The organism is Leclercia sp. S52 (assembly GCF_039727615.1).
In the GTDB taxonomy this organism is placed as follows: Bacteria; Pseudomonadota; Gammaproteobacteria; order Enterobacterales; family Enterobacteriaceae; genus Enterobacter; species Enterobacter adecarboxylatus_B.
On the sequence record NZ_CP152474.1, the window covers coordinates 1 to 12,165 of the forward strand.

Consider the following 12,165-nt stretch of genomic DNA (forward strand, 5'->3'; position numbering starts at 1 on the left):
GTGTCACTTTCGCTTTGGCAGCAGTGTCTTGCCCGATTGCAGGATGAGTTACCAGCCACAGAATTCAGTATGTGGATCCGCCCGTTGCAGGCGGAACTGAGCGATAACACGCTGGCTTTGTATGCGCCAAACCGTTTTGTGCTCGATTGGGTCAGGGACAAATACCTCAATAACATCAATGGACTGCTAAACGAATTTTGCGGTGCCGATGCCCCACAGCTGCGTTTCGAAGTGGGCACAAAACCGGTCACCCAAACCCTCAAAGAGACCGTTAACGTCGCCGCTGCACCCGCACAAACCGCGCAGGTTCATATGCCGCGCGTGGCCCCTGCGCCGCGGGCTGGCTGGGACAACGTCCCGGCCCCGGCAGAGCCGACATACCGCTCTAACGTTAACGTCAAACACACCTTTGATAACTTCGTCGAAGGTAAATCGAACCAGCTGGCACGCGCGGCGGCCCGTCAGGTCGCAGATAACCCCGGCGGTGCCTATAACCCGCTGTTCCTTTATGGCGGCACCGGTCTGGGTAAAACGCACCTGCTGCACGCGGTCGGCAACGGCATCATGGCGCGTAAGCCGAATGCCAAAGTGGTGTATATGCACTCCGAGCGCTTCGTTCAGGACATGGTTAAAGCCCTGCAAAACAACGCGATCGAAGAGTTTAAACGCTACTACCGCTCCGTTGATGCGCTGCTGATCGATGACATTCAATTCTTTGCCAATAAAGAACGATCTCAGGAAGAGTTTTTCCACACCTTTAATGCCCTGCTGGAAGGCAATCAGCAGATCATTTTGACCTCGGATCGCTATCCCAAAGAGATCAACGGGGTTGAGGATCGTCTGAAATCCCGCTTCGGCTGGGGCCTGACCGTGGCGATCGAACCGCCAGAGCTGGAAACCCGCGTGGCGATCCTGATGAAAAAGGCCGACGAGAACGACATTCGTCTGCCGGGCGAGGTGGCGTTCTTTATTGCCAAACGCCTGCGTTCCAACGTCCGTGAGCTGGAAGGCGCACTGAACCGCGTGATCGCTAACGCCAACTTCACCGGACGGGCGATCACCATCGATTTCGTGCGTGAAGCGCTGCGCGATCTGCTGGCGCTGCAGGAAAAACTGGTCACCATCGACAATATTCAGAAGACGGTGGCGGAGTACTACAAAATTAAAGTGGCGGACCTGCTATCCAAACGTCGTTCCCGCTCGGTAGCGAGACCGCGTCAAATGGCGATGGCGCTGGCAAAGGAACTGACCAACCACAGCCTGCCGGAAATCGGCGATGCGTTTGGTGGCCGTGACCATACTACCGTGCTGCACGCCTGTCGTAAGATCGAGCAGCTGCGTGAAGAAAGCCACGACATAAAAGAAGACTTCTCCAATTTAATCAGAACATTATCTTCGTGACGCTATGAAATTTACCGTTGAACGTGAACACTTATTAAAACCGCTGCAACAGGTGAGTGGCCCCTTAGGCGGCCGCCCGACGCTGCCTATTCTCGGTAACCTGCTGCTGCAGGTCGCAGACGGCACGCTGTCGTTGACCGGCACCGATCTCGAGATGGAAATGGTCGCACGCGTGACGCTTTCTCAGCCTCACGAAGCGGGCGCAACCACCGTTCCGGCGCGTAAGTTCTTTGATATCTGCCGTGGCCTGCCTGAAGGGGCAGAGATCGCCGTGCAGCTGGAGGGCGACCGCATGCTGGTGCGCTCCGGCCGCAGCCGTTTCTCGCTCTCCACGCTCCCGGCTATCGACTTCCCGAACCTCGATGACTGGCAGAGTGAAGTTGAATTCACCCTGCCGCAGGCGACCATGAAGCGCCTGATTGAAGCCACCCAGTTCTCGATGGCGCATCAGGACGTTCGTTACTACCTGAACGGCATGCTGTTCGAAACCGAAGGTGAAGAGCTGCGTACCGTGGCCACCGACGGCCACCGCCTGGCGGTCTGCTCCATGCCGATTGGCGTGAGCCTGCCGAACCATTCGGTGATCGTACCGCGTAAAGGCGTGATTGAGCTGATGCGTATGCTCGACGGCGGTGAAACCCCGCTGCGCGTGCAGATTGGCAGCAACAACATCCGCGCTCACGTCGGTGACTTTATCTTCACCTCCAAGCTGGTGGATGGTCGTTTCCCGGACTATCGCCGCGTACTGCCGAAGAACCCGGACAAAACGCTGGAAGCGGGCTGCGATATCCTCAAGCAGGCCTTTGCCCGTGCAGCGATCCTCTCCAACGAGAAGTTCCGCGGCGTGCGCCTGTATGTCAGCGAGAATCAGCTGAAGATCACCGCGAACAACCCGGAGCAGGAAGAGGCCGAAGAGATTCTGGATGTCACCTATGCGGCGGGCACCGAAATGGAGATCGGCTTTAACGTCAGCTACGTGCTGGATGTGCTGAATGCGCTGAAGTGCGAAAACGTGCGTATTCTGCTGACCGACTCCGTGTCGAGCGTACAGATTGAAGATGCCGCATCACAGTCGGCAGCCTATGTTGTCATGCCAATGAGACTGTAATGTCGCTCACCCGCCTGTTGATCCGCGACTTTCGCAATATCGAAAGCGCGGATCTTGCTTTATCCTCCGGCTTTAATTTCCTGGTTGGCGCCAACGGCAGTGGCAAAACCAGCGTGCTGGAAGCCATTTATACGCTGGGCCATGGCCGGGCGTTTCGCAGTTTGCAGATTGGCCGCGTCATTCGCCACGAGCAGGAGTCGTTCATCCTGCATGGTCGTTTACAGGGCGAGGATCATGAAACCGCCATCGGGCTGACCAAAGACAAGCATGGCGACAGCAAGGTGCGCATCGACGGCACCGACGGGCACAAAGTCGCCGAGCTGGCGCTGCTGATGCCGATGCAGCTGATCACCCCCGAGGGGTTTACTTTACTCAACGGCGGCCCCAAATACAGAAGAGCCTTCCTCGACTGGGGATGCTTCCATAACGAAGCGGGCTTCTTTACCGCCTGGAGCAACCTTAAGCGGCTGCTCAAGCAGCGCAATGCCGCGCTGCGCCAGGTGACCCGCTACGCCCAACTGCGGGCATGGGACAAAGAGCTGATCCCGCTGGCGGAGCAGATCAGCCGCTGGCGCGCCGAGTACAGCGCCGGGATCGCGCAGGACATGGCGGATACCTGCCAACAGTTTTTACCCGAGTTCTCTCTGAGCTTCTCCTTCCAGCGCGGCTGGGAGAAAGAGACCGACTATGCCGAGGTGCTGGAGCGAAGCTTCGAGCGCGATCGCATGCTGACCTACACCGCGCACGGCCCGCACAAGGCGGATTTCCGCATTCGTGCTGACGGTGCGCCGGTGGAAGATACTTTGTCACGCGGGCAGCTCAAACTCCTGATGTGCGCGCTGCGCCTGGCGCAGGGCGAGTTCTTGACCCGTGAAAGCGGACGACGCTGCCTGTACCTGATTGATGATTTTGCCTCGGAACTTGACGACGCGCGGCGCGGGCTGCTTGCCAGCCGCTTAAAAGCCACGCAGTCGCAGGTTTTCGTCAGCGCCATCAGCGCTGAACACGTAATGGACATGTCGGACAAAAATTCGAAGATGTTCACCGTGGAAAAGGGTAAAATAACGGATTAACCCAAGAATAAATGAGCGAGAAACGTTGATGTCGAATTCTTATGACTCCTCCAGTATCAAAGTCCTGAAAGGGCTGGATGCGGTGCGTAAGCGCCCGGGTATGTATATCGGCGACACGGATGACGGCACCGGTCTGCACCACATGGTATTTGAGGTTGTGGATAACGCTATCGACGAAGCGCTCGCGGGTCACTGTAAAGACATCGTGGTGACCATCCACGCCGACAACTCCGTCTCCGTAACCGATGATGGCCGTGGCATCCCGACCGGTATCCACCCGGAAGAGGGCGTCTCTGCGGCGGAAGTGATCATGACCGTCCTGCACGCAGGCGGTAAGTTCGATGATAACTCCTATAAAGTCTCCGGTGGTCTGCACGGCGTTGGCGTCTCTGTGGTTAACGCCCTGTCGCAGAAGCTGGAACTGCTGATCCGCCGCGAAGGCAAAGTGCATCAGCAAACCTACGTGCACGGCGTACCTCAGGCTCCGCTGGCCGTGACCGGTGAAACTGACGTGACCGGGACTCAGGTCCGTTTCTGGCCAAGCCATGAAACCTTCACCAACGTCACCGAGTTTGAATATGAGATCCTCGCCAAACGTCTGCGCGAGCTGTCATTCCTCAACTCCGGCGTCTCTATCCGCCTGCGCGACAAGCGCGACGGCAAAGAAGACCATTTCCATTACGAAGGTGGGATCAAGGCGTTCGTTGAGTACCTGAACAAGAACAAAACGCCAATTCACCCGAATATCTTCTATTTCTCCACCGAGAAAGACGGTATCGGCGTGGAAGTGGCGCTGCAGTGGAACGACGGTTTCCAGGAAAACATCTACTGCTTTACCAACAACATCCCGCAGCGCGATGGCGGTACGCACCTGGTCGGCTTCCGTACGGCGATGACCCGTACCCTGAACGCCTACATGGATAAAGAAGGCTACAGCAAAAAAGCGAAAGTCAGCGCCACCGGTGACGATGCCCGTGAAGGCCTGATTGCTGTTGTCTCCGTGAAAGTACCGGATCCGAAGTTCTCCTCCCAGACCAAAGATAAGCTGGTCTCTTCAGAGGTGAAATCGGCGGTTGAACAGCAGATGAACGAGCTGCTGAGCGAATACCTGCTGGAAAACCCGTCCGACGCCAAAATCGTGGTCGGCAAAATTATCGATGCGGCGCGTGCCCGTGAAGCGGCGCGTAAAGCCCGTGAGATGACCCGTCGTAAAGGCGCGCTGGATCTGGCTGGCCTGCCGGGCAAACTGGCGGACTGCCAGGAACGCGACCCGGCGCTGTCCGAACTGTACCTCGTGGAAGGGGACTCTGCGGGCGGTTCTGCGAAGCAGGGCCGTAACCGTAAGAACCAGGCGATCCTGCCGCTGAAGGGTAAAATCCTCAACGTTGAGAAGGCGCGCTTCGACAAAATGCTCTCCTCTCAGGAAGTGGCGACGCTGATCACCGCCCTGGGCTGCGGCATTGGCCGTGACGAGTACAACCCGGACAAGCTGCGCTATCACAGCATCATCATCATGACCGATGCGGACGTCGACGGCTCGCACATTCGTACGCTGCTGTTGACCTTCTTCTACCGTCAGATGCCGGAAATCGTTGAGCGTGGTCACGTCTACATTGCCCAGCCGCCGCTGTACAAAGTGAAGAAAGGCAAGCAGGAACAGTACATCAAAGACGACGAGGCGATGGATCAGTACCAGATCGCTATCGCCCTTGACGGTGCGACCCTGCACGCCAACTCAAGCGCCCCGGCGCTGGCGGGTGAACCGCTGGAGCGTCTGGTCTCTGAGTTCAACGCCACCCAGAAGATGATTGGCCGCATGGAGCGTCGCTTCCCGCGCACGCTGCTGAAAGCGCTGGTCTATCAGCCGACGCTGTCCGAAGCTGACCTCAGCAGCGAGCAGGCCGTGACCCGTTGGGTGAACACCCTGGTGACCGATCTGAACGAGAACGAGCAGCACGGCAGCCAGTGGAAGTTCGACGTCAACGAGAACACCGAGCTGCAGCAGTTCGAGCCGGTGATCCGCGTGCGTACCCACGGTGTGGATACCGACTACCCGCTGGATCAGGAGTTTGTGACCGGTGCGGAGTACCGTCGTATCTGTACTCTGGGCGAGAAGCTGCGCGGTCTGATCGAAGACGATGCCTTTATCGAACGCGGCGAACGCCGTCAGCCGGTTGCCAGCTTCGAGCAGGCGCTGGAGTGGCTGGTGAAAGAGTCCCGTCGTGGCCTCTCCATTCAGCGTTATAAAGGTCTGGGCGAGATGAACCCGGATCAGCTGTGGGAAACCACCATGGATCCGGAAAGCCGCCGCATGCTGCGCGTCACCGTTAAAGACGCGATTGCAGCGGACCAGCTGTTCACCACCCTGATGGGCGATGCGGTTGAACCACGTCGTGCCTTTATCGAAGAGAACGCCCTGAAAGCGGCGAACATCGATATCTAAGCCGTTTGTTCCCCCGGTGGCGCTATGCTTACCGGGGCTACAAAATCTGTAGGCCCGGTAAGCGCTAGCGCCGCCGGGCTTTTCTTTTGCCCGCAAAAGAGGAATCCCGCTTCCCCTTTCTATCCCCCTTTTCTTTACTGTTTTTTGAGCGGAATCGCGTTAGCATGAACCCAGACTCATTCCAACCGGGGATCCCATGGCTATCAAACTCATTGCAATCGATATGGACGGCACGCTGCTGCTGCCCGATCACACCATCTCTCCCGCCGTAAAAGACGCGATTGCCGCAGCCCGCGCAAAAGGCGTGAACGTGGTGCTGTGCACCGGTCGCCCGTATGCGGGGGTACATAACTACCTGAAAGAGCTGCACATGAGTGAGCCAGGGGATTACTGCATTACCTACAACGGCGCGCTGGTGCAGAAAGCGGCCGACGGCAGCACGGTGGCGCAAACCGCGCTGAGCTATGACGATTACCGCTATCTGGAACAACTCTCCCGCGACGTGGGCTCGCACTTCCACGCCCTCGACCGCAACACGCTCTATACCGCCAACCGCGACATCAGCTACTACACGGTGCATGAATCCTTCGTCGCCACCATCCCGCTGGTGTTCTGCGAAGCGGATAAGATGGATCCGGCCACCCAGTTCCTGAAAGTGATGATGATTGATGAGCCTGCCATTCTGGATCAAGCCATCGCCCGTATCCCGGCGGAAGTGAAAGAGAAGTACACCGTGCTGAAAAGTGCGCCGTACTTCCTCGAAATCCTCGATAAACGCGTCAATAAAGGCACCGGCGTGAAGTCGCTGGCCGACGCGCTGGGGATCAAACCGGAAGAGATCATGACCCTGGGCGATCAGGAAAACGACATTGCGATGCTGGAATATGCTGGCTTAGGCGTGGCGATGGAAAACGCGATCCCGTCGGTGAAAGAGGTGGCTAACTTCGTCACCAAATCTAACCTCGAAGACGGCGTGGCATACGCTATTGAGAAGTTTGTCCTGAATTAAGACCTGGCAAAATCCACGCTCCACAACCCGCACCCGTTGCGGGTTTTTTTATCCCCACAGGAACCTTTCTTTAACATTCCTTTCACTGATTGTTCTTTTTGTGATCCATATTGTAGTACAACATTATGTGATTGTACTACATTACGACCACGGCAATGACGAATGGCATCACGTTTGTACTGCAAAATTGAGGCGAAATTCAGCGGTCGCGGTAAAGTAGTGATGGACATACAGAGCACAAGGACTCTCCATGACTCTCAATAAAACCGATCGCATCGTCATTACGCTGGGCACCCAGATTGTGGGTGGCAAATACGTTCCCGGCTCGCCGCTGCCCGCAGAGGCGGAGCTGTGTGAGGAGTTTGAAACCTCGCGCAACATCATCCGGGAAGTGTTCCGCTCGCTGATGGCGAAGCGGCTGATTGAAATGAAGCGTTATCGCGGCGCCTTTGTCGCCCCGCGTAACCAGTGGAACTACCTCGATACCGACGTTCTGCAGTGGGTGCTGGAAAACGACTACGACCCACGGCTGATCGGCGCGATGAGCGAGGTGCGAAACCTGGTTGAGCCAGCCATCGCCCGCTGGGCGGCGGAACGCGCAACCTCCGGCGACCTGGCGCAGATTGAGTCGGCCCTGAACGACATGATCGCCAATAACCAGAACCGGGATGCCTTTAACGAGGCGGACATCCGCTACCACGAGGCGGTGCTGCAGTCGGTACATAACCCGGTGTTACAGCAGCTTAGCGTGGCGATCAGCTCGCTACAGCGAGCAGTATTTGAACGAACCTGGATGGGTGATGAGGCCAATATGCCGAAGACGCTCCAGGAACATAAAGCGCTGTTCGATGCGATACGGCATCAGGACAGCGATGCGGCAGAGCAGGCGGCATTAACCATGATCGCCAGCTCAACACGAAGGTTGAAGGAAATCACATGACATCTCGCTACATCGCAATTGACTGGGGATCGACCAATCTGCGCGCCTGGCTCTACCAGGGCGAACAGTGCCTGGAGAGCAGGCAATCCGAAGCAGGCGTCACGCGCCTGAACGGTAAATCCCCCGAGGCGGTGTTAGCAGAGGTGACACAAAACTGGCGCGATGGCGCCACGCCGGTAGTGATGGCGGGAATGGTCGGCAGCAACGTGGGCTGGAAGGTTGCCCCGTACCTGCCGGTTCCTGCCCATTTCTCTGCCATTGGCGAACAGTTAACGTCCGTTGGCGACAATGTCTGGATCATTCCCGGGCTGTGCGTCTCCCGCGACGATAACCACAACGTGATGCGCGGCGAAGAGACTCAGCTGCTCGGCGCGCGCACGCTCTCTCCTTCTTCTGTCTACGTGATGCCCGGTACGCACTGTAAATGGGTGCAGGCCGATGCTCAGCAGATCCAGGATTTTCGCACCGTAATGACCGGCGAATTGCACCATCTGTTGCTTAAGCATTCGCTGGTGGGCGCTGGCTTACCTGAGCAGGATGCCTCCCCCCGAGGCGTTTGCCGCCGGGCTTGAGCGCGGGATCGCTTCCCCCGCCGTTTTGCCGCAGCTTTTTGAGGTTCGCGCCTCGCACGTGTTGGGAACCCTTCCCCGCGAGCAGGTCAGCGAGTTTTTATCGGGCCTGCTGATTGGCGCAGAAGTCGCCTCCCTGAGCGAGCAGTTCGCCGGGCAGCAGTCCATCACCCTCGTCGCGGGTTCCTCGCTGACCTCACGTTATCGCCAGGCGTTCCACGCCATCGGGCGTGACGTGGCGGCGGTGGAGGGCGACACGGCATTTCAGGCTGGAATAAGGAGCATCGCTCATGCAGTGGCAAACTAATCTTCCCCTTATCGCGATCCTGCGCGGCATCACCCCCGACGAGGCCTTAGCCCACGTTGGCGCGGTAATCGACGCCGGATTCGACGCGGTCGAAATCCCGCTCAACTCTCCCGAGTGGGAGAAAAGCATTCCGGCGGTCGTGGATGCCTTTGGCGACAGAGCGCTGATCGGCGCGGGTACCGTGTTACAGCCGGAGCAGGTGGACAGGCTGGCGAAGATGGGCTGCAGGCTCATTGTGACGCCCAATATCAACCCTGAGGTGATCCGCCGCGCGGTGGGCTACGGCATGACCGTCTGCCCGGGATGCGCCACGGCGACAGAAGCCTTTACCGCTCTCGATGCGGGCGCGCAGTCGCTCAAAATTTTCCCGTCGTCGGCCTTTGGCCCGGATTACATCAAAGCGCTGAAGGCGGTCTTACCCGCCAGCGTACCGGTCTTTGCCGTGGGCGGCGTAACGCCAGAAAACCTGGCCCAGTGGATGAAAGCCGGCTGTGTCGGTGCGGGTCTGGGCAGCGATCTCTATCGCGCCGGGCAGTCCGTAGAACGTACCGCCCAGCAGGCAGCGGCATTTGTTAAAGCGTATCGAGAGGCAGTGAAATGAAAATAACCAAACTCACCACGTACCGTTTACCTCCGCGTTGGATGTTCCTGAAAATCGAAACCGACGAAGGGGTGGTTGGCTGGGGCGAACCGGTCATCGAAGGCCGCGCGCGTACCGTCGAAGCGGCAGTGCATGAGCTGGGCGAATACCTGATTGGCCAGGATCCGGCACGCATTAACGACCTGTGGCAGGTGATGTACCGCGCGGGCTTCTACCGCGGCGGCCCGATCATGATGAGCGCCATCGCCGGTATCGACCAGGCGCTGTGGGATATCAAAGGCAAAGTGCTGAATGCCCCGGTCTGGCAGCTGATGGGCGGCCTGGTGCGCGACAAAATCAAAGCCTACAGCTGGGTAGGCGGCGACCGTCCGGCGGAAGTAATTGACGGCATCAACAAGCTGCGCGGCATCGGTTTTGACACCTTTAAGCTCAACGGCTGCGAAGAGATGGGCATTATCGACAACTCGCGTGCGGTTGATCGCGCCGTGAATACCGTGGCGCAGATCCGCGAGGCCTTCGGCAACGAGATTGAATTTGGTCTGGACTTCCACGGCCGCGTCAGCGCGCCAATGGCGAAAGTGCTGATCAAAGAGCTGGAGCAGTATCGTCCGCTGTTTATCGAAGAGCCGGTGCTGGCCGAGCAGGCCGAGTACTACCCGAAACTGGCGGAGCAGACCCATATTCCGCTCGCGGCGGGCGAACGTATGTTCTCACGCTTCGAGTTCAAACGCGTGCTGGAGGCGGGCGGTATTGCGATCCTGCAGCCGGATCTCTCTCACGCGGGCGGCATCACCGAATGCTACAAAATTGCCGGAATGGCGGAAGCTTACGACGTGGCGCTGGCACCGCACTGCCCGCTGGGGCCGATTGCGCTCGCTGCCTGTCTGCACGTGGACTTTGTCTCCCGCAACGCCGTGTTCCAGGAACAGAGCATGGGCATTCACTACAACAAGGGCGCGGAGCTGCTCGACTTTGTGAAGAACAAAGAAGACTTCAGTATGGAAGGCGGTTTCTTCAAACCGTTAACGAAGCCGGGCCTTGGCGTGGAGATCGACGAAGCCAAAGTCATTGAGCTGAGTAAAAATGCGCCGGACTGGCGTAACCCACTGTGGCGTCATGAAGACGGTTCTGTAGCCGAGTGGTAAATGCGCGTCATACTTCGCGCTGGTGATGCGTTGGCTGCGCTTTCTTACCCCGGTCACATACTTTTGTATGCTCCCGGGGATGCGAAAACTTGCCGCCTTCCCCCAGCACGAATTATTTAGCGCATTCTGGTTAAGTTTTTAATTAAAAAAATCAAATACACCCTCTGTAATTTACAGGGCATGGTGAGCGGCTTCGCTATGCCCAAAATCTGGAGACAGATTGCGATGGATATTCCAGTTACTGCTACCAAAACCGGGCGTCGCCGTTACCTGACGCTGATTATGATCTTTATTACCGTGGTCATCTGTTATGTCGACCGCGCCAACCTCGCCGTGGCCTCGGCCCATATTCAGGAAGAGTTTGGTATCACCAAAGCGGAAATGGGCTACGTCTTCTCGGCCTTTGCCTGGCTCTATACGCTGTGCCAGATCCCGGGCGGCTGGTTCCTCGACCGCGTCGGCTCGCGCCTGACCTACTTTATCGCCATTTTCGGCTGGTCCGTGGCGACGCTGTTCCAGGGCTTTGCCACCGGCTTAATGTCGCTGATTGGCCTGCGTGCCATCACCGGTATTTTCGAAGCCCCGGCGTTCCCGACTAACAACCGTATGGTGACCAGCTGGTTCCCGGAGCATGAACGTGCCTCTGCGGTTGGGTTCTATACTTCCGGCCAGTTTGTCGGCCTGGCGTTCCTGACCCCGCTGCTGATCTGGATCCAGGAGCTGCTGAGCTGGCACTGGGTGTTTATCGTCACCGGTGGGATCGGCATCATCTGGTCGCTAATCTGGATTAAGGTTTATCAGCCGCCGCGTCTGACCAAAAGCATCACCAAAGCCGAACTGGACTACATCCGCGACGGCGGCGGTCTGGTGGATGGCGATGCGCCGGTGAAAAAAGAGGCGCGTCAGCCGCTGACTAAAGCCGACTGGAAGCTGGTGTTCCACCGTAAGCTGGTGGGCGTTTACCTGGGCCAGTTTGCCGTCACCTCGACGCTGTGGTTCTTCCTCACCTGGTTCCCGAACTACCTGACCCAGGAGAAAGGCATTACCGCCCTGAAGGCGGGCTTTATGACCACCGTGCCGTTCCTTGCGGCCTTCTTCGGCGTACTGCTCTCCGGCTGGCTGGCGGATAAACTGGTGAAAAAAGGCTACTCCCTGGGTATCGCGCGTAAGACGCCGATCATCTGTGGGCTGCTGATCTCTACCTGCATCATGGGCGCGAACTACACCAACGATCCGGTGTGGATTATGACCCTGATGGCGGTGGCGTTCTTCGGGAATGGCTTCGCCTCTATCACCTGGTCGCTGGTATCGTCCCTGGCGCCGATGCGTCTGATCGGCCTGACCGGCGGGGTGTTTAACTTCGTTGGCGGCCTGGGGGGCATCACCGTGCCGCTGGTGATCGGCTACCTGGCACAGGACTACGGTTTCGGCCCGGCGCTGGTCTATATCTCAGCGGTAGCGCTGATCGGCGCGCTCTCCTACATCCTGCTGGTAGGGGACGTGAAACGGGTAGGCTAATCTCCGGCAATGCTATACCCTGATGCGACATCCGCGCATCAGGGTATCCTC

Annotated in this window: 9 protein-coding genes and 1 pseudogene; all 10 read left to right on the forward strand. The window is 58.0% G+C overall.

Annotation, left to right across the window (positions count from 1 at the left end):
• The 10 genes and pseudogenes from dnaA (at position 1) to AAHB66_RS00050 (ending at position 12,114) form a co-directional block, all read left to right on the forward strand.
• A complete protein-coding gene (gene dnaA / locus AAHB66_RS00005; RefSeq protein ID WP_039032235.1) occupies positions 1 to 1,401 on the forward strand; it encodes a chromosomal replication initiator protein DnaA in 1,401 nt (466 codons plus the stop codon).
• Positions 1,402 to 1,405: 4 nt separating this feature from the next.
• Positions 1,406 to 2,509, forward strand: coding sequence for a DNA polymerase III subunit beta (gene dnaN / locus AAHB66_RS00010; protein WP_032615539.1), 1,104 nt, complete (start codon positions 1,406 to 1,408; stop codon positions 2,507 to 2,509).
• The gene (gene recF, locus AAHB66_RS00015) at positions 2,509 to 3,582 is read left to right on the forward strand and encodes a DNA replication/repair protein RecF (protein ID WP_347114775.1); all 1,074 of its coding nucleotides are present in this window, start codon (positions 2,509 to 2,511) and stop codon (positions 3,580 to 3,582) included. Before dnaN ends, recF begins: the two co-directional genes overlap by 1 nt.
• 28 nt (positions 3,583 to 3,610) lie before the next feature.
• Positions 3,611 to 6,025, forward strand: coding sequence for a DNA topoisomerase (ATP-hydrolyzing) subunit B (gyrB, locus tag AAHB66_RS00020; protein WP_347114776.1), 2,415 nt, complete (start codon positions 3,611 to 3,613; stop codon positions 6,023 to 6,025).
• Positions 6,026 to 6,221: 196 nt separating this feature from the next.
• Positions 6,222 to 7,034, forward strand: coding sequence for a sugar-phosphatase (yidA, locus tag AAHB66_RS00025; RefSeq protein WP_347114777.1), 813 nt, complete (start codon positions 6,222 to 6,224; stop codon positions 7,032 to 7,034).
• Positions 7,035 to 7,284: 250 nt separating this feature from the next.
• Positions 7,285 to 7,974: a D-galactonate utilization transcriptional regulator DgoR gene (dgoR, locus tag AAHB66_RS00030; RefSeq protein WP_337017992.1), complete on the forward strand. Its 690-nt coding sequence runs from the start codon at positions 7,285 to 7,287 to the stop codon at positions 7,972 to 7,974.
• Positions 7,971 to 8,850, forward strand: a pseudogene (locus tag AAHB66_RS00035) (2-dehydro-3-deoxygalactonokinase). The gene dgoR and the pseudogene AAHB66_RS00035 overlap by 4 nt, the downstream one beginning before the upstream one ends.
• Positions 8,834 to 9,451 (forward strand): 2-dehydro-3-deoxy-6-phosphogalactonate aldolase, encoded by a 618-nt coding sequence (locus AAHB66_RS00040; RefSeq protein WP_347114778.1) that lies wholly within the window; start codon positions 8,834 to 8,836, stop codon positions 9,449 to 9,451. The pseudogene AAHB66_RS00035 and the gene AAHB66_RS00040 overlap by 17 nt, the downstream one beginning before the upstream one ends.
• Positions 9,448 to 10,596 carry a galactonate dehydratase gene (gene dgoD / locus AAHB66_RS00045; protein WP_347114779.1) on the forward strand — a complete coding sequence of 383 codons (1,149 nt, stop codon included), beginning with the start codon at positions 9,448 to 9,450 and terminating at the stop codon, positions 10,594 to 10,596. Before AAHB66_RS00040 ends, dgoD begins: the two co-directional genes overlap by 4 nt.
• A gap of 180 nt (positions 10,597 to 10,776) precedes the next feature.
• On the forward strand, positions 10,777 to 12,114 hold the full coding sequence (locus AAHB66_RS00050; protein ID WP_347114780.1) for an MFS transporter: 1,338 nt from the start codon (positions 10,777 to 10,779) through the stop codon (positions 12,112 to 12,114).
• Positions 12,115 to 12,165: the final 51 nt, after the last annotated feature.

What these genes read in the sequence shown, in the direction of transcription:
- dnaN (WP_032615539.1), top strand. Translation starts at nt 1,406, where the DNA reads ATGAAATTTACCGTTGAACGTGAACACTTATTAAAACCGCTGCAACAG.
- recF (WP_347114775.1), top strand. Translation starts at nt 2,509, where the DNA reads ATGTCGCTCACCCGCCTGTTGATCCGCGACTTTCGCAATATCGAAAGC.
- gyrB (WP_347114776.1), top strand. Translation starts at nt 3,611, where the DNA reads ATGTCGAATTCTTATGACTCCTCCAGTATCAAAGTCCTGAAAGGGCTG.
- yidA (WP_347114777.1), top strand. Translation starts at nt 6,222, where the DNA reads ATGGCTATCAAACTCATTGCAATCGATATGGACGGCACGCTGCTGCTG.
- dgoR (WP_337017992.1), top strand. Translation starts at nt 7,285, where the DNA reads ATGACTCTCAATAAAACCGATCGCATCGTCATTACGCTGGGCACCCAG.
- AAHB66_RS00040 (WP_347114778.1), top strand. Translation starts at nt 8,834, where the DNA reads ATGCAGTGGCAAACTAATCTTCCCCTTATCGCGATCCTGCGCGGCATC.
- dgoD (WP_347114779.1), top strand. Translation starts at nt 9,448, where the DNA reads ATGAAAATAACCAAACTCACCACGTACCGTTTACCTCCGCGTTGGATG.
- AAHB66_RS00050 (WP_347114780.1), top strand. Translation starts at nt 10,777, where the DNA reads ATGGTGAGCGGCTTCGCTATGCCCAAAATCTGGAGACAGATTGCGATG.